General features: G+C 43.1%; 17 protein-coding genes. 12 read left to right on the forward strand and 5 right to left on the reverse strand.

The features are described 5' to 3' along the window. The first annotated feature begins 154 nt into the window (after nucleotides 1-154). Nucleotides 155-715 (forward strand): class I SAM-dependent methyltransferase, encoded by a 561-nt coding sequence (locus tag J3U64_RS00475; protein ID WP_267407936.1) that lies wholly within the window; start codon nucleotides 155-157, stop codon nucleotides 713-715. 31 nt (nucleotides 716-746) lie between these two features. Then, nucleotides 747-1,610, forward strand: coding sequence for an ATP-binding protein (locus J3U64_RS00480; RefSeq protein ID WP_267407937.1), 864 nt, complete (start codon nucleotides 747-749; stop codon nucleotides 1,608-1,610). Between the two features lie 236 nt (nucleotides 1,611-1,846). On the opposite strand, the gene xseA is transcribed toward J3U64_RS00480, so the two are convergent. Next, complete coding sequence (gene xseA, locus J3U64_RS00485) at nucleotides 1,847-3,199, reverse strand: exodeoxyribonuclease VII large subunit (RefSeq protein WP_267407938.1); 1,353 nt, start codon at nucleotides 3,197-3,199, stop codon at nucleotides 1,847-1,849. Between the two features lie 120 nt (nucleotides 3,200-3,319). Here xseA and lpxK point away from each other — a divergent pair, with 120 nt between their 5' ends. From lpxK to J3U64_RS00515, 6 genes are all read left to right on the forward strand, one after another. Next, nucleotides 3,320-4,360, forward strand: coding sequence for a tetraacyldisaccharide 4'-kinase (lpxK, locus tag J3U64_RS00490; RefSeq protein WP_267407939.1), 1,041 nt, complete (start codon nucleotides 3,320-3,322; stop codon nucleotides 4,358-4,360). Between the two features lie 294 nt (nucleotides 4,361-4,654). Continuing rightward, a complete protein-coding gene (locus J3U64_RS00495; RefSeq protein WP_100140598.1) occupies nucleotides 4,655-4,843 on the forward strand; it encodes a Trm112 family protein in 189 nt (62 codons plus the stop codon). After that, the gene (gene kdsB, locus J3U64_RS00500; RefSeq protein ID WP_267407940.1) at nucleotides 4,840-5,598 is read left to right on the forward strand and encodes a 3-deoxy-manno-octulosonate cytidylyltransferase; all 759 of its coding nucleotides are present in this window, start codon (nucleotides 4,840-4,842) and stop codon (nucleotides 5,596-5,598) included. Before J3U64_RS00495 ends, kdsB begins: the two co-directional genes overlap by 4 nt. A 59-nt stretch (nucleotides 5,599-5,657) precedes the next feature. After that, the gene (adk, locus tag J3U64_RS00505) at nucleotides 5,658-6,305 is read left to right on the forward strand and encodes an adenylate kinase (protein ID WP_100140600.1); all 648 of its coding nucleotides are present in this window, start codon (nucleotides 5,658-5,660) and stop codon (nucleotides 6,303-6,305) included. Nucleotides 6,306-6,427: 122 nt separating this feature from the next. Then, complete coding sequence (locus J3U64_RS00510; protein ID WP_267390380.1) at nucleotides 6,428-6,958, forward strand: CNP1-like family protein; 531 nt, start codon at nucleotides 6,428-6,430, stop codon at nucleotides 6,956-6,958. Between the two features lie 12 nt (nucleotides 6,959-6,970). After that, nucleotides 6,971-7,744, forward strand: a complete 774-nt coding sequence (locus tag J3U64_RS00515) for a sulfite exporter TauE/SafE family protein (RefSeq protein ID WP_267390379.1) — start codon at nucleotides 6,971-6,973, stop codon at nucleotides 7,742-7,744. Nucleotides 7,745-7,816: 72 nt separating this feature from the next. Here J3U64_RS00515 and tadA read toward each other — a convergent pair whose 3' ends face one another. Then, nucleotides 7,817-8,572: a tRNA adenosine(34) deaminase TadA gene (gene tadA, locus J3U64_RS00520; protein WP_267407941.1), complete on the reverse strand. Its 756-nt coding sequence runs from the start codon at nucleotides 8,570-8,572 to the stop codon at nucleotides 7,817-7,819. Nucleotides 8,573-8,780: 208 nt separating this feature from the next. Next, nucleotides 8,781-9,830, reverse strand: coding sequence for a biotin synthase BioB (bioB, locus tag J3U64_RS00525; RefSeq protein ID WP_267407942.1), 1,050 nt, complete (start codon nucleotides 9,828-9,830; stop codon nucleotides 8,781-8,783). 470 nt (nucleotides 9,831-10,300) lie between these two features. On the opposite strand from bioB, the gene J3U64_RS00530 reads away from it, so the two are divergent. Further along, nucleotides 10,301-11,017 carry an SDR family NAD(P)-dependent oxidoreductase gene (locus J3U64_RS00530; RefSeq protein WP_267390376.1) on the forward strand — a complete coding sequence of 239 codons (717 nt, stop codon included), beginning with the start codon at nucleotides 10,301-10,303 and terminating at the stop codon, nucleotides 11,015-11,017. A 50-nt stretch (nucleotides 11,018-11,067) separates the two neighbouring features. Next, nucleotides 11,068-12,159: a tRNA (uridine(54)-C5)-methyltransferase TrmA gene (gene trmA, locus J3U64_RS00535; RefSeq protein WP_267407943.1), complete on the forward strand. Its 1,092-nt coding sequence runs from the start codon at nucleotides 11,068-11,070 to the stop codon at nucleotides 12,157-12,159. A 95-nt stretch (nucleotides 12,160-12,254) separates the two neighbouring features. Here the strand turns inward: trmA and aspS are convergent, their stop codons facing one another. Together aspS and J3U64_RS00545 are read right to left on the reverse strand one after the other, a co-directional pair. Continuing rightward, on the reverse strand, nucleotides 12,255-14,063 hold the full coding sequence (aspS, locus tag J3U64_RS00540) for an aspartate--tRNA ligase (protein ID WP_267407944.1): 1,809 nt from the start codon (nucleotides 14,061-14,063) through the stop codon (nucleotides 12,255-12,257). A 70-nt stretch (nucleotides 14,064-14,133) separates the two neighbouring features. Continuing rightward, nucleotides 14,134-14,850, reverse strand: a complete 717-nt coding sequence (locus J3U64_RS00545) for a DUF502 domain-containing protein (protein ID WP_267390374.1) — start codon at nucleotides 14,848-14,850, stop codon at nucleotides 14,134-14,136. A gap of 511 nt (nucleotides 14,851-15,361) precedes the next feature. Here J3U64_RS00545 and J3U64_RS00550 point away from each other — a divergent pair. Then, nucleotides 15,362-17,614, forward strand: coding sequence for a DNA internalization-related competence protein ComEC/Rec2 (locus J3U64_RS00550; RefSeq protein ID WP_267407945.1), 2,253 nt, complete (start codon nucleotides 15,362-15,364; stop codon nucleotides 17,612-17,614). 78 nt (nucleotides 17,615-17,692) lie between these two features. Next, nucleotides 17,693-18,121, forward strand: a complete 429-nt coding sequence (locus tag J3U64_RS00555; RefSeq protein WP_267407946.1) for a hypothetical protein — start codon at nucleotides 17,693-17,695, stop codon at nucleotides 18,119-18,121. Nucleotides 18,122-18,162: the final 41 nt, after the last annotated feature.

Below are 18,162 nucleotides of genomic sequence, written 5' to 3' on the forward strand. Positions count from 1 at the left end.
AAAAATTAGATTTTTGTGCTATTGGGGCAGCCGATAGAAATCATTCAGTCATGGAAAACGATTTTGTTAATATCAAAATATTCTGATATCCTTAACATGATGCAGAACAGATAACTGCAATGTTACAGTGTTTGGAAAATCAGATGTCTACACTATGCTATTAAATATTCTAGATTTTGTTCACACCACAATTCGTCAGGTTGTACAGGCTGGAGATACTGTAATAGATGCTACGGCAGGTAACGGGTACGATACGTTGTTTTTAGCATCCTGTGTAGGTTCTACTGGTAAAGTAGTGGCCTTTGATATTCAACCTGCGGCTATTGCATCTACACGTGCCAAACTTGAAAGTGCTGGTATGAGTGATTGGGTAGATCTGATACAGACAGGCCATGAACATATGAATGAATATATCAAAAGCGAAGTTCGTGCCATTATGTTTAATTTGGGCTATTTACCAGGTGCGGACAAAAATTGTACCACTACAGCAATCACTACTCTTAAAGCCATACAGGCTGGATTAGCACATCTAGTACCTGATGGCATACTGGCAGTGGTAATTTATCCTGGTCACGAGCAGGGTAAAATTGAGGCAGAGGCCGTGCTAAGCTGGGCAGAAGAATTGCCGCAACAACAGATATCCGTGCTGCAATATGCTTTTATCAATCGTGTTCACAATGCACCCTTTGCTTTATTATTACAAAAGCGCAATTAAAAAACTACGAAAATAATCATGAGGAAAACACATGAAACGCAAGGAACTCATACAGCTTGCTGCTACAGTATTGCAGCGGCTTGATGCCATACTACCGCCTTTGGCTCAGGAACCAGACTGGACAGCTATTGCCTACCGCTGGCATAGGCTGGGTAATAAAGGTGTTCTGGAAAGCCTGCCGCATCCGCATACATTTGATCTTAACTGTCTAGCCGCTGTTGATGAGCAACGCAAGCAACTAGTACGCAATACTGAACAGTTTCTAGCTGGCCGTTCTGCAAATAATGTATTGATGACCGGTGCACGTGGTACAGGCAAATCCTCACTGGTAAAAGCTTTATTGCATCAGTATGCCAGCAAGGGTCTGCGACTGGTGGAAGTAGACAAAAATGATTTACTTACTTTGCCTGCGTTGCTAAATATACTAAAACAAAGGCCGGAAAAATTTATTTTGTTTTGTGATGATTTGTCGTTTGAAGATGGCGATGAAGCTTATAAGGCTTTGAAAACCACACTGGATGGCGGTTTATCACAACGCTGTGATAATGTATTAGTCTATGCAACTTCCAATCGACGTCACTTGATGCCGGAATATATGGCTGACAATATGGCTCAGACAAGCCAAGGCGGGGAAGTCCATCCACAGGAAGCGGTTGAAGAAAAAGTGTCTTTGTCTGATCGTTTCGGATTATGGCTAAGTTTTTACCCATTTGACCAGAATGCTTACTTGCAGGCCGTAGAAAGCTGGCTGGCTGAGGCAGGTTTACAACTGGATGATACTGCCCGACGAGCAGCACTAAACTGGAGCCAGAGCCGCGGCAGCCGTTCGGGCAGGGTGGCATGGCAATTTGTGTGCGATTGGGCTGGACGAAAACCAGAAGAGCGCACTCTTTAAGTATTTACAGCTTTAATCGTTGATATATTGGTGTCTCTAAACAAACATAAGACTTTTGATAAGGTATATTTTTATCAAAAGTTTTTTCAATGAGTAGTGGCTTGAGATTCTGAAACTAAGAATTGCGAGGAATCAGTTTTAAACCTTGATCAGCTAACGGACAGCAGTATGAATAAATGCTAAAAAGCTTTTATTCTCATCCTTTTGCGTCAGAAATGCTATCTTAAAATTCCAATTCAGTTATCAAATAAATCCGATTGAATTTTGGGCGGAGCGACCTGTACGCTGCGCTCGCCGCTGGCAAAACGTATATTGAGAAACTGACCGGTTTTCAGTTTGTTACCATCACTAACGATATGTCCACGCTGATTGGTTACCACACTATAACCTCTGGCCAAAATCTGCAAAGGTGATACAGCCTCAAGTAACGAATTCTGCTGTTGTAATCTTTGCTGTGCCTGTAGCAGAATGTGTTGCCATAACTGCTGCAATTGCTGATGTTGAAAAACAAGCCTCTGGTGCGCATGGTCGGTTTGAGGCCGCAGATTGATTAAAAGGTGCTGTTGCTGTAAAAGATTTTGCTGGTGCTGCCTGAATTGCCGCTGCATGCTGAGCTGCAATACGCGCTGTATATCAGATAATTGCTGCTGTTGTTGCTGCCAATTTTGCTGTGGGTGTCTTAATTGACGTGCCAGCCTGTCAAGCCGTTGTGAAGCATCATAATAGCGTTGCTGCAGTATTTGATAGATACGGGTCTGCAATAAACCGACATTGCGCCGCAATTGTGCCATATCTGGGCTAACCAGTTCTGCAGCAGCAGTGGGCGTAGGCGCGCGCACATCGGCGGCGAAATCTGTCAGGGTGAAATCAGTTTCATGACCCACACCACTCACGGTCGGAATAATACTATCGGCTACAGCACGAACAACCATTTCCTCATTGTAAGACCACAGATCCTCAATACTGCCACCACCACGGCAGACAATCAGTACATCTGCTTGAGCATGCTGATTGGCACTGGCAATAGCCGCTGCAATCTGCATTTCACTGCCGGCTCCCTGTACCGCTGTAGGGTAAACAATCACACGAATACCACTATGGCGCCGGCGTAAAGTTGTCACCACATCGCGTAAGGCTGCTGCCGCCAGACTTGTTACCACGCCGACTACCTTCGGATGAGCAGGTATAGGGCGTTTACGTTCGGCTGCAAACAGGCCTTCTACTGTTAATTGTTGCTTGAGTCGTTCGTAAGCTTCGTATAACTGTCCCAAGCCTTTATGGCGTACGGCATTAACGGTAATCTGAAATTCTCCACGGGCTTCATAAATACTGATTTTGCCGGAAACTTCCAGATGATCACCCTCTTGCAATGGCTGGCTCATTTGCTGTGCTACACCTTTAAACAATACACAGCGAACCTGCGCGCGCGCATCTTTTAGAGAAAAATAATAATGTCCACTGGCTGCACGGGTAAGATTGGAAACTTCTCCGCCTACCCACAGACCAATCAGATTCTCTTCGAGCAACTGCCGCGCACATGCGTTTAGCTCAGAAACACTCAGCGCCGCAGGCGCAAAGAATTCAGACATAGAAGACACCATTATTTTTTTGCAAATTTATTAGCTGAATATTATACGGACTTTTATGTTGAGTTTCAGTTCCGTCTGCGCACCATGGTATAGTATTATTTTATCGTTGAGAGCCACAACATGGACTGGTTAGCCGGTTTAATACAGCGTCACTGGCAGCATCCTCAAATGGCTTTGAGTATCGCATTGTGGCCGCTGGCCAGAATCTTTCAGACCATTGCCTGGCTGCGTCGATTATTTTATCGGACAGGTATATTATCTAGCACCAAATTGCCTTGCCCAGTAGTGGTGATTGGCAATATACATGTTGGTGGAGTAGGGAAGACACCGCTTGTAGCAGCTTTGGTAAAGGCACTGCAAGCGCGACAAATAAAAGTAGGCATTATCAGCCGGGGATACGGGCGCAGCAGTAAGACGACTGTTATTGTTGAGAATGGCGCTGTTGTCAGTGAGGCCGGAGATGAACCGCTAATGCTGTTTCAGCAAACACAGGCACCAATTGCAGTGGCCACCACACGTGAAGCTGCCGGCCAAGCACTGCTAGCTGCCTACCCAGACATACAGCTCCTGATTAGTGATGACGGCCTACAGCATTATGCTTTGAAACGAGATATGGAAATCGTGGTTTTTCCATCTGCTGATATCGGCAGAAAAATGGATGTACTGCCAAATGGTCCTTTACGTGAACCTTTACGCCGGCTGCAATACGTAAATGGTATTATTTTTAGTCAGGGTAAACAGCAATCTATACAACAGGCCAAACAAGCGGGGCTAATCATAAATAACCAATGGAAAGGTTATAGCTCAATCAATTATGGCGCTTTTTATTCTTTAAATGAGCCGCATCGTACAGCACAGGCTCAAGAATTTAGCGGCAAACATTGTGCTGCCATAGCAGCCATAGGGCGTCCGCAGCGTTTTTTTCTGGCATTGCAAAATTTGGGGATTGAGCTTATACAAACCGTAGCACTAAATGATCATGTCAGCATTGAATCGGCAGACTGGCCAGAGGCAGACGTGGTATTTATCACCGAAAAGGACGCAGTTAAACTTACCACCCCTATGCCAAACAACATCTGGGTTTTACCGCTCTCTGCACAGATATGTCCTGATTTAGCGCAGTTTATTCAGACTGAATTACAACTACAACAGCGCCCATAAATTCCAATAGTTATTTGATTAAACAGATGCCATCAGCACTGGCTGCTGGTAAAATTTGTTCTGGGATAGCATCTTGGCTGATATCAATTGCCTCATTTGCACGAGAGCGTAATCAGCATAAAGCAGGATGAGTACATATCGGATAGAAAAATGTGTACTGTCTCACTATTCCGTTATATGGTAAAGTCATTGATGATTGTGATTGAAAATTAATTAAGCGTCTGTGCCTGATTCAAATACAATCCGAATCAATAAAGATATAGCTTGCCACCACAGTGGTATGAAGGACTAAAAATGGATCAAAAATACTTGGATATTCTGGTATGCCCCGAATGTAAAGGGAAACTACAATGGCATGCACAGCAACAGGAACTGTGGTGTCGGGCATCTCGTCTGGCTTTTCCGATTAAAGATGGTATTCCCTATATGCTGATTAATGAGGCGCGTCAGCTATCAGATGAAGAATGTGCGGCTAGCGCATGAGTAATTTTATCGTATTAATTCCGGCTCGTTTGTCTTCCAGCCGTCTGCCTAATAAGGCTTTAGCAGATATCCATGGTAAACCAATGGTGGTACGCGTAGCCGAGCGTGCGCAACTAAGTAATGCAGACAGAATTGTTGTAGCTACAGACCACGCAGATATTCAGGCTGTCTGTCAGGCGCATGGAATTGAAGCAGTGCTAACAGCCACCGAGCATGAAAGTGGTACCACTCGGCTGGCTGAAGCTGCAAGGATTTTGAATTTGGCTGATCAGGATTGTGTTATCAATGTGCAAGGGGATGAGCCACTGATTGAACCAGAGCTAATAAATGCTGTGGCTATGCAGTTGGCGCAAAGCAAGGCTCCCATGGCTACCGCTGCACACAAATTAACTGATTACGCTGATTTTACCGATGCGAATTGCGTTAAGGTTGTGCTAAACAATCAAAATAATGCCCTTTATTTCAGCCGTGCCCCGATACCATGGCCGCGGGAACTAATGCGTAGCGGCGCTGAAGTAATGCCTACGGATATCTCCGTGTACCGGCATATCGGTATATATGGCTATCGGGTACAGTTTCTGCACCAATATACTGAGCTAACTCCATCACCATTGGAACAAATTGAGTCACTGGAGCAGCTACGGGTGTTATGGCATGGTTTTAGTATCGCAGTACAAATTACCTCTCACGCACCGGCGGCTGGCGTGGATACAGCAGCTGATCTTGAACGCGTACGTGCCAGCTGGACAAACTGACAACATCAAATCTGAACAGTTTATCTTTTATTTAACTTAAGTGTTTTTCAGGAGTTGCAATGAAAATTCTATTGTTAGGCGCGCCAGGAGCCGGAAAAGGCACTCAGGCACAATACATTACTGCTGCTTTCAATATTCCTCAGATTTCTACCGGAGATATGCTTCGTGCGGCTGTTAAAGCCGGCACACCTCTGGGTGTTGAGGCCAAAAAAATTATGGATGCCGGCGGATTAGTACGGGACGATATTATTATTGGCTTGGTTAAAGAACGGATTGCACAGCCAGATTGTGCCAATGGTTTCTTATTTGATGGCTTCCCGCGCACGCTGGCTCAGGCTCAGGCAATGGAAAAAGCAGGTGTGCATTTGGATGCAGTGGTAGAAATCGCTGTACCAGATGAAGTTATTATCGAACGCCTATCCGGCCGCAGAGTTCATCAACCGTCAGGGCGTACCTATCATCTGATTTACAATCCACCCAGAGTCAACGGCGTAGACGATGAAACCGGCGAACCGCTGATTCAACGGGACGATGATCAGGAAGAAACCATCAAAAAGCGTTTGCAGGTTTACCATGAGCAGACAGAAGTGCTGATTGATTTTTATGGCAAACAGGATGGTGACAATGCGCCAGATTATATCCGTGTAGACGGTACACAGCCAGTAGAGGCAGTGAAAACTCAAGTGTTGGCAGCATTAAAACTATAATATCAGTAAAATCATCAGGCTGTCTGTTCGAAAGGGTAGACAGCCTGAAAATTAGCTGCTATGTACCGAACGATTTCATAATCAAGAATACTGAATAGATATTCTGTTCCGGAGAATTTGGTATGAATATTGCCAAAACCGTGCTTGCAACCCTATTACTTGGTATATGTGCTCTAGCACTGGCACGAAAGGAAACCTTATATAACGAACACTATATAGGTCCAGACGAAAATCAGGCATGGGAAGAGCAGGCTGTACCATTACCCGCCTATCCTGCAGGTAACCAGCAGTGGGTAGATGTATATATCAACCAGACTTACAGCGGCCACCCCAAGCTTTTGCTCAACAGCATTTCCATCAATCCCGATCGAACTGTGCACTATATTCTGAATCAGCAATCTGCGCAGGGCATTAACAATCTTTCAGCAGAAGCGATTCATTGTCCTACACGACGCATGAAAGTATTCGGCTTTGGTGATGATGTTAACAAACGCTGGATCCAGCCACGCAATGGCCAATGGAAGGTAATCGGTACTTCACTGAATGAACTGGATAGAGTGCGCTCTGTACTGTATCAGACCTTCTGTGAAGACGGCTTGCCGCGGAACCACAATGAATTAATGCAGCGCATCACAACTCGCGCTATGCGCTAGACAGGAAGATATGTGGATTGGTTAAATGATGCCCATATTTGGTGGCTGTTAATTCTAGGATTTAGTGCTGGTCTGATGGATGCTGCAGTGGGTGGGGGTGGGCTGTTGCAGATACCTGGCCTCTTTGGTGTACTGCCAGCACAAACTCCCGCTCCAGTTGTTTTGGGGGTGAATAAATTCGCTTCAGCCAGTGGCACACTAGTGGCCACTGCTCAATATACTCGCCGCATATCTGTACCCTGGGCTATGCTGATACCTGCAGCTGTACTTGCATTTGGTTTTTCGTATCTGGGCTCTCATATTGTTGTATACTTGCCAACGTCATGGATGAAGCCGTCTATTCTGGTTATTTTAATCGTGATGGCGGCATATACGTTTCTGAAAAAAGACCTTGGACAAGTTGAGCGCCAAAGTGTGCTTACAAAGCGCGAATACATACATGGTTTGATAATCGGTGCTCTTATCGGCTTATACGATGGCGTTTTTGGCCCAGGCACCGGCAGTTTACTGGCTTTTGTGTTTGTGCGGTTTTTCGCCTTTGATTTTATTACTGCTACGGCTTCATCCAAAGTTATCAACCTGACCACAAATTTTGCGGCTTTGTGCTTTTTTATTCCTCATCACTATGTAATATGGCATTGGGCAATTCCTCTGGCCATAGCTAATTTAACGGGCGGGCTAATTGGAGCCAGACTGGCCATGCGTGGCGGTACTAAATTACTACGCAAAGGATTTATTGTTCTACTATGTATTATGATTGGTAAATTTGGCTACGATTTGATGTGATTGATAATAGAATAAATGATGCATATTTAAGATGCAAACGCGGCAGTAATTATTCAAATATCTATCTATAGTTCAGATTGAATTGTCTTCTGTGGAAAGAGAAGATGAACGCCTTTTACAGAAAAACTGTTGTAATATTTGTCGCGATTCTGATTCCATTATTCCGCCTAGAATGGCAGTGTGCTGATTAAGCCGGCGATCGGCAAATAAATCTATCACACTGCCGGCTGCACCAGTTTTGGGTTCTGCAGCGCCATAAATAACTCTATGTACTCGAGCCTGAATCAAAGCACTGGCACACATGGCACAAGGCTCAAGAGTCACGTAAACGTCACATTCCTGTAAACGATAGTTCTTTTGTTTTTGGCTTGCTTCTGTCAGTGCCTGAATTTCCGCGTGATGACTCACATTATGATCAGTGATGCAACGATTGTAGCCTAGACCAATAATATTATTTTTATAAACAACTACCGCGCCAACAGGTACTTCATCCAATAACTGTGCCTGATGCGCTGCCATTAATGCATGACGCATCCAAAATTCCATGTTTTCTTTTGCTGGAAATATTGCTACTGGCGGATGTTGTTTGAGTTGTTGTCGCCAATTTTCTTTCTCTTCTGTGCCTATGCTTTGAACATTACAGTTTTCAGCCAGTGCAATCAATTGCCATAATACTCTTTCAGTAGTACCTGTACTAATATTTCGCAGTTGTAAAAAAGTTGTAATCGGGCCACGGCGCCGCAAATCTTCTACATTATGTATATTAAGTTGTTTTAAGAAAGTAATCGTTTTATGTGGTAATGGGGGCGTGGTCATTAAGGTATTCATATGTCAAAACAAAATTAATGCACTTTATCTTACTATAATTCAATTTGATTCAAGTGAATAAATTATGTCTCATTATTTTAAATTAGTATTATTTTTAAATAAAAATCGAACGATATCACATTAAATATTCATCCTTATATTTAACGGCAGGATATTGAAAAAAGATGTTTTTAATTTCAGTTAAAAACTTTTAGGTTTTGATTTCTAGTTAGGAAACTGAAGTTTTGTTTGAGTTATTAATCTGTCTTTGTTCATTAACGGCCTGAGCGATGGCTGCTAGATGAATTTCATCGCTGTGATCCTCATGTTTTTCTGGAATAATCCCGAGCTTATGGAAAAGAGCCTGATCCTTTTCTACCTGAGGATTTGCAGTTGTTAATAATCTATCGCCATAAAATAATGAATTAGCGCCGGCTAAAAATGCAAGAGCTTGAGTTTGTTCATTCATCTTTTCCCGTCCAGCGGATAAGCGAACATGGGATTTTGGCATCATAATACGGGCTACAGCTAGGACTCTAATAAAATCGAAAGGATCAATATCTTTTTCATTTTCCAGAGGAGTACCTTTAACCTTAACTAAATTATTAATAGGTACACTTTCTGGATGTTCTGATAAATTGGCTAATTGAATTAACAGATTTGCTCGATCTTTAATTGACTCACCCATGCCAAGAATGCCGCCACAGCAAATTTTCACACCGGCTGCTCTGATATAAGCTAGTGTTTGTAATCTTTCGCTATAAGTACGAGTAGTAATTATATGACCATAAAATTCAGGTGAAGTATCAAGGTTATGGTTATAGTAGTCCAATCCTGCATCGGCAAGGGCGGTTGCCTGTTCTTGCGTCAAACTACCCAATGTCATACAGGTTTCCATTCCCAATGCTTTTACTCCTTTTACCATTTCCAAAACATAGTGCATATCTTTAATGGTAGGATGCTTCCATGCTGCACCCATGCAGAAACGAGTGGAACCTGCTTCTTTAGCAGCTTTCGCTTTATCAATTACTTTCTGTACTTCAAGCAATTTTTCTTTATTCAGCCCGGTATTATAATGGCCTGATTGGGGACAATACTTGCAATCTTCTGGACAGGCACCTGTTTTGATGGATAAAAGTGTAGATATTTGTATTTGATTGGCAGGAAAATTCTGTCTGTGCACAGTTTGAGCCATAAAAATTAAATCATTAAACGGCAATTTTAATAATTCCATAACTTCCGGCAATGCCCAATTATGGCGAATAGCACCTAATGACATATAAATTTCCTTTTGGTGTCAATCTGATAAATACAGTGCATCTTAATATGTAAAAATTTGTTGTCAACCGTTTTGAATATATTATTATATTAAAAAAATAAATTTTGACTCACATCTCTTTGAATTAGATTATTTTTCATTTATAAATTAAATTTTTTTATCAGGTAAAAGCAATAATGTACTTACTGCTTTATATGAGAAAATTAATTAGAATCGAGCCAATCAAAGGGTTAGAAATTTTATTTATTTCAGCGATATTATGTGTAGATATTAATTCAAAATTTAATTAAATTGTTGAATCAACGATGTTTACAAATTAAATATCAGTAAGTGTTAAAAATTAGTTTATTTTTGCTATCTTTTAGCTGGAAAATTTATCTGGGGCTGTTTTAGAATAAATATAATTTGATTAGCTCAGTAGATATTCTTTTCTGCATGGAATGAGCAAAATACTGGAAAGGGAAATCAATATGCAAAATTGTGTCATAATCACTGGACATAGCCGAGGATTGGGGCGCGCACTGGCTGAATATTATCTGAATCAAGAGGTTAAGGTGATCGGATTATCGCGCCATGGCTGGGATAATCCGCCGGAAAGGCTATTACAATATGCTATTGATTTTGCCAATACTGAAGCTATATCCACACTGGTGCAATCGGCCAGTTGGCAAAACGGACTGGAAAATAAAAATGAGGTCACGCTGATAAATAATGCCGGAATAGTGGAGCCAAATGCTCTGGCGGGTCAGCAAGGCTGTGATGCCATTTCCAAAGCCATAGCTGTAAACATCACTGCGCCTATGCTGCTCACTAATGCAGTAATTGCAGCTGCCACCAAAGCTTCTATACGCATTGCCCATATCAGCAGCGGTGCCGGTCGCCATCCCATTGCCGGCTGGAGTGTATATGGTGCCACTAAGGCAGCTTTGGATCAGCATGCGGCTGTCATTGCTGCGGAGCAGCATCCACGCGTGCGTATTGCCAGTATTGCACCTGGTGTAGTGGATACCAATATGCAGCAATGCATCCGTGCAGCTGATGCCGCCAAATTTCCCATGGTAAACAATTTTATTAACATGAAAACAAATAGCCAGTTGCAGAGTGCAGCCGAAACCGCACAGAAGATTGCGGCCATGATTGCTGCCGACGATTATGGTCAGCAAACACTGCGGGATGTGCGGGAGTAGACAAGGGTTTGTTATAATGGCTCCCTTTTTGCTTTGCCTGACAAAACTTCATGACCTCTGCCGCCTACCAGCAACAGCTTACTGAAAAACAACTTTATCTGAATAAATTATTTGCCGACTGTGCATTTCCTGAGATGCAGGTTTTTACTTCACCTGCATCACATTATCGCATGCGTGCTGAATTTCGCATCTGGCATGATGGGGAAACATGCAGCTATGCCATGTTTGCTCCAGGAGAAAAGGCCGGTAATAGTAATGTGAAAAAATTGCGGCACTTTGCTGTCGCTCATAAAAATATCGATTCACTGATGCCAGTAATGCTTGATTGCATACAGACTAATGAATTATTTAAATCACGATTATTTCAGGTAGAATTTTTAACTACACTGGCTGGAGATACGCTAGTTAGCCTGATATATCACAAAAAACTGAATAACGACTGGATGCAGGCAGCTAAAGCCTTAGCCTCTGAACTGGGTATTCAGATTATAGGACGCAGCCGTGGACAAAAAGTGGTACTTGAGCGCGATTACGTTATCGAACGATTAAGCGTAGATAATGAAGTGTTTCAGTACAAACAATTGGAAGGCGGTTTTACCCAGCCTAATGCAGTGGTGTGTGAGTCGATGCTTAGCTGGGCAACAAATGTTGCTAAAGCTATTCCAATGGGAGATTTACTGGAGCTTTATTGCGGTAATGGAAATTTTACCTTGCCATTGGCACGTCATTTCCGTCGCGTACTGGCTACCGAAGTATCAAAAACCTCAGTACAGGCTGCCCGCTGGAATATAGATATCAACCAGATTCACAATATAGCTATTGCACGGCTTTCGGCTGAAGAATTTACTGAAGCCTATACCGGTGTAAGAGATTTTAAGCGTCTTGTCAGCGAACAGATTAATTTGGCTGATTATGAATTCAGTACGGTATTTGTGGATCCACCACGAGCTGGTATTGATGCAGACACGCTGCAACTATTACAGAAATTCGACAATATAATTTATGTATCCTGTAACCCAGTTACCCTACATGATAATCTACAAACCTTGTTAACAACACATCAGGTAAGGCAGGCTGCGATGTTTGACCAGTTTCCGTTCACGCCGCATATTGAATCAGGTGTCTGGTTACAGAGATGTTAATATCTAATTCATAGCATGTTTTTCTATTTATTATATTTTATATCAATAAAAAAACTGCCTGATAATTGTCAGGCAGTTTTTTGCAGAAAAACATTTTAATTCTGTTCTTCAGTTTGTACTTTCTGGCGCAGGCGCAAGCCTAGTTCACGCAGTTGCTTTTCATCAACGTTGTTTGGTGCATCTACCAGCAAGTCTTGTGAGCGTTGGGTTTTCGGGAACGCAATCACGTCTCGAATGGAATCGGCACCCGCCATTAAGGTTACCAAACGATCTAAACCGAAAGCCAGACCACCATGGGGTGGAGCACCGAATTTCAGATTATTCAGTAAAAAGCCAAATTTATTCTGCTGCTCTTCAGGCGTGATTTTTAGCGCAGCAAATACTTTTTCCTGAATATCTGCGCGATGGATACGGATAGAACCACCGCCGATTTCCCAGCCGTTTAATACCATATCGTAAGCACGGGCAATACATTCTTCCGGAGCGCTTGCGAGCAGGTCTTCGTGGCCAGCCTTCGGAGCGGTGAACGGATGGTGCATAGCAGACCAGCGTTGTTCTTCCTCATCATATTCAAACATGGGGAAATCAACTACCCATAACGGGTGCCATTCATCAGTAAAGTAACCATTGGCAGCACCATGTTCGTGGCCAATTTTGATTCGCAAAGCACCAATAGCTTCGTTTACCACTTTGGCTTTATCGGCACCAAAGAAGATAATATCGCCATTTTGAGCACCGGTTTTGTTAATAATTGATTGCAACGCGGTGTCTGATAGGAATTTCACAATTGGTGACTGTAAACCACTGTCTTCGCTGTTATTTACTTTGCTAATATCATTAACTTTGATATAAGCCAGACCTTTGGCTCCATAAATACCCACAAATTCAGTATAGGTATCAATCTCTTTACGGCTCAAAGAGGCACCGTTCGGTACACGCAAAGCTACAACACGGCCATTTTTCATGTCGGCAGCCGCACGGAATACTTTGAATTCTTCCGTTTTCATTACGTCGGTGAGTTCGGTAAATTGCAGGCTAACACGTAAATCCGGTTTGTCTGAACCATAAAGGAACATAGCATCATGCCAGCTCATGCGAGGAAATGTAGGCAATTCAACGGACAAGGCTTTCTGAAATACCAGTTTTACCATGTTTTCAGTGATGTCCATGATTTCGTTTTCGTTCAGAAACGATGTTTCAAGGTCGATCTGGGTAAATTCCGGCTGACGGTCAGCACGTAAATCCTCATCACGGAAACATTTAACAATCTGATAATAGCGGTCAAAACCGGCCACCATCAGTAATTGTTTGAATAATTGCGGTGATTGCGGTAAAGCGAAGAATTCACCTGGGAATACACGGCTGGGCACCAGATAATCACGCGCACCTTCTGGAGTGGAGCGGGTAAGCATCGGTGTTTCAATATCGATAAAACCTTGGCTATCTAAATAGCTGCGCACGGCCATAACAACACGATAGCGCAAACGCAAATTATTTTGCATTACTGGACGGCGTAAATCGATAACGCGGTTGGTCAGACGAACATTCTCGCTGATGCCCTCATCGTCAATCAGGAAGGGGGGCGTAGCTGCAGTATTGAGAATCTCAATTTCTTTGGCAAGCAATTCAATGCCACCAGAAATCATTTTGTCATTTTTAGTACCTTCCGGACGTGCGCGCACGCGGCCGGTAATGCTTAATACGTATTCATTACGTGCGGAATCAGCCAAGCTGAATGCTTCCGGTGTATCCGGATCAATTACAACCTGTACAATGCCTTCTCGGTCACGCAGATCTATGAATATCACTCCGCCATGGTCTCGGCGGCGATGAACCCAACCCTTCACGGTGACGGTTTGGTCTAGGTATTGTTCGTTGATTAAGCCACAATAGTTGGTTCGCATTTTGATGCCTTTGTTACTGTGATTACGGTTAATTGTGTTATCAGGAATATCCATTCCGGCCAGTTGTATGCTAATTTGGTCTGGCAGGCTTATGTAAAGAAAATATTGCCTGTAAAGATTGGTTGTGCGGTGGTTCATCCGGCTGCACCATTCCCAATGAAATAACATATTTCAGTGCATCGTCCACACTCATATCAATTTCACGTACATCTTTACTGTTGACCATAATATAGTAGCCACCAGTGGGATTGGGAGTAGTGGGCACGTAAACCGAAATATATTCATTGGACTGGGTAGCATCAGACTGCTTTGGCAATGCCGACGCAATATTATCCGGTATATGTCCAGATACAAATCCGATTGTCCAGATATTGGGCTGCGGAAACGGAATGAGAACCGGTGTTTTAAATGACTGGCGCGAATCTGACAAAAGAGATTCAGAAACTTTTTTTACGCCAGAATAGATACTTTTCACTACCGGAATGCGTCCCCACAAGGCGTCCCATGCGGCAAATATTTTACGTCCGAGCATATTTGCAGCCAATAGGCCAGTGAAGAAAACCACGATTATAGCTGCTACAAGACCCAGACCATGAATTTTAAAACCGAAAAGTGCCTGTGGCTGCCAGCGTGCCGGTAAAATATTCACCAGCTCATCAGCCATGCCGATGATATAGCTGATTACCCAAATGGTAACAATAATGGGCAGCCAGACCAGCACGCCGGTGAGCATGTACTTTTTCAGAGATTTTTTTAGTTTTCCGCCCTCGGCAGGCTGTGGTGCCATATTTTGAGAAAGTCCTTTTAATCTGTTCTGATTACAAATATCAAACTTTATATTATACCCATATTTGGTTGTTTTCACAGTGGCTATTACTGATGTTGATTAAATTTTATTTTAAGGGGCAAACAAAGATTCAGAATTGGTTTGATGATGTCTGAGATACATCTTTATTAACTGTTATATGTGTTTGATTTGTATCGTCAGCATCGGTATGCTGAATTGATCAAATGTATGTATTTATATTTTCGTATACAATTAATTTGTTTGATTTTAAATTTTTGATATTAAATTAAAATAATAGAGAACCTTTTATTTTAGATTCTGCAAGCATTGGTTTACCGAATTTTTGAAGATTCACATTACCATATCAGCAAAATCGATTTAATTTCTTATTTGCAATTTATAACTAATGAATAATTAATAATTACAAATAAATTTTTATGTTAATCTATTTGGTATAATCTGTACCTTGATCAATATTCTTATAACGTTTTAGGAAGTTATAGCTTTCTGTATGGCCAGTTTCCGTTTTTTCTGTGCGTGGCTGCCATGGTGGGTAACAGGTGTTTGCGGTTCTTTTTTACTGCCTCAGGCTTATATCTGGCCATGGATTGGTGTTTTTTTCGTATTGTTGATACTGTTTGTGTGTTCTGGTTGGCTGTGGTGTCGTTGTGTTGCAGCACTATGTGCAGGTGTAATTTTTGGGTTATGGCGCACCGATACAGTCTTACAACAGCAGTGGCCAATAACCGATAAGGCTCAACTACAGATTGTGACTATTCAGGTTAAAGATATACCGCAGCAGGATACACAACGCAGCCGCTTTGTTGCTCAAGTAAACCTACCCGATGGCCGGCAGCAACAATGGTTGATTACTGATTACAGCAGGCAAGAATGGCCAGTGGGGAGCCGATGGGAGATTAAGGCCAAAGTTCGCGCTGTTATCGGGGAAAACAATATGATTGGGTTCAATCGTGAAGCGTGGGCGCTCAGTAATGGTATCGGAGCTATGGCTAATGTCGTTAAGGGACAGCGTAAAGCATTATCAGCTACTTCAGATTGGAAAATAAAACTTGCTCAGTGGCGCATGTGGTGCAGTGCACGTTGGCATAATCAGGAGCAAAAATATCCGCAAGGTGTAGCCCTGCTGAAAGCGCTTGCTGTGGGTGAACAATCTGCATTACCAGCAAGTGCATGGCAGATATTCCGCCCGTTGGGACTAAATCATTTAGTCAGTATTTCCGGATTGCATGTGGGGATGTTGGCCATGCTGGCAGGATGGTTATGCAGCAAGTGCTTACAATATCTGCCACTGCGAATCCATCAGCCGTGGATATATACGCGCTCTACAGCAGTTATAACTGCCATTGTTTACAGCGCACTGGCCGGCTTTGCTGTACCTACACAGCGGAGTATGCTGATGATTATTATACTGGCACTTACGTGGCGTCGCGGTTATTTACGCGCTTTTCAAGTGTGGTGGCTGACCATAGCATTAGTGCTGCTGTTTGACCCGCTAGCGTCATTAAGCGTGGGTTTCTGGCTTTCTTTTCTGTTGGTAGCAGTACTGATGTGGGCAGGTGACGGTAATAGTCAGCATGCTAAATGGCGGCAGATGGTACATGGTCAATGGGCTGCCGGTATGGCTTCCGTGGTGCTGGTGGCTTATTGTTTCGGTTCGGTAGCCATTATCTCGCCACTGGTTAACGCTGTTGCCATTCCCTGGTTTACCTTGGTACTGGTACCACTGGCTTTGCTTTCGTTGATATTGCCATTAGATATCTTACGCACGATGGCGGCTTATCTGGCTGAGCGAACCATGCGTATGCTGCATTGGATTGCTGATTACGCTCCAGAATACTATCCGGCACAGGCACCGTTAGCCTTGTGGTTGATTGCTGCTGTTGCAGTTATGTTGTTACTTTTGCCTAAAGGCTGGTATTTGCGGCCTTTGTGTTTGCTTATTTTGCTTTTATTGCTGTGTTACCGGCCTCCTAAACCGGCTTTTGGCGAAACTAATATCAAAATATGGGATGTAGGGCAGGGACTAGCCATCAGCATTACTACCGCCAGACATGAATTGCTATTTGATACCGGTACAGCTTACGCGGCACAGTCTGTGCTTATGCCCAACCTGCGTGCGGCTGGTATCAATCGTTTGGATACGCTGATATTGTCACACCATGATAATGATCATGATGGTGGTGCTTCGTTAATTAGGCAACAGCTGCATCCACTGAAAATTATTGCTGGACAGAGCAAAGCCTATAACTTTCCGGTGCAACCCTGCCTAGGTGGTGAAAACTGGAAATGGGATGGAGTATGGTTTGAGTTTTTGAATCTACCAGTAACACAGAATAATAAAAAAAATGATTACAGTTGTGTTTTGCGAGTGATCAGCGCTGATAAGGCACTGCTAATAACTGGCGATCTGGGAAAACAAGGAGAACTAGCTTTAGTAGAGGCTTATGGTGATGATTTATTTAGTCAGATTCTTGTATTAGGCCATCATGGTAGTAAACATTCCAGTGAAAAAAACTTTCTTCGTACTGTGGCTCCTATCTATGCAGTAGCCAGTGCCGGCTTTGCCAATTCTTATAGCCATCCTCACGCAGAGGTTCAACAGTTACTGACACAAGAAGGTGTTACTCTATTACGCACCGACCGGCAGGGAGGATTACAGACAACTCTATCTCCACACCCACTACATTGGAAGTTATTACAAAACTACCGGCCTTATTGGCAGCGTAAACCAGCTTTGCTTTAGTTTACTAGCAACTGAACGCCATAATATACTGGCGTATAATGGATAAAATAAATAAACGGCTGATTTAAAGGATTCAACATGCACTGGCGTAAACTATCTATATATATCCTAACAGCTTTCATACTGGCTGCATGTGCTACCCCAGAGCAAAAAGCAGCACGGGCTGCAGCAGAGAAAGCTGCACAGCAAAAATTACAACTTGATCTAGCTGCTCAGTGCGACCCTCGCACCGCTGAGCTGATGCAGGCTCAGATGCAGAATCCAGCTTTTTTTTCCGACCCTGCTAATGCCAAAATAGCTCAAGAGTACATGCAGAAAGTAAACTTGCCTATTTTTCAAAGCTGCTACAAGCTAGCATGGAATAATTATATCAATCAGGTGAAGCTAGATCAGGCGCGTAGCTGGGCCATGCAACGTAGATGGGACGATGATATGGACTGGATGATGTTCCGGCCGCGTTGGTGTCGAAGTAGTCACAATGGACGGACATTTGTTCATCGCTGCTAATGCAAAAAAAACAGACAGGTTTAACCTGTCTGTTTGCCTTA

This window comes from Snodgrassella sp. B3800 (genome assembly GCF_026535865.1).
In the GTDB taxonomy this organism is placed as follows: Bacteria; Pseudomonadota; Gammaproteobacteria; order Burkholderiales; family Neisseriaceae; genus Snodgrassella; species Snodgrassella alvi_E.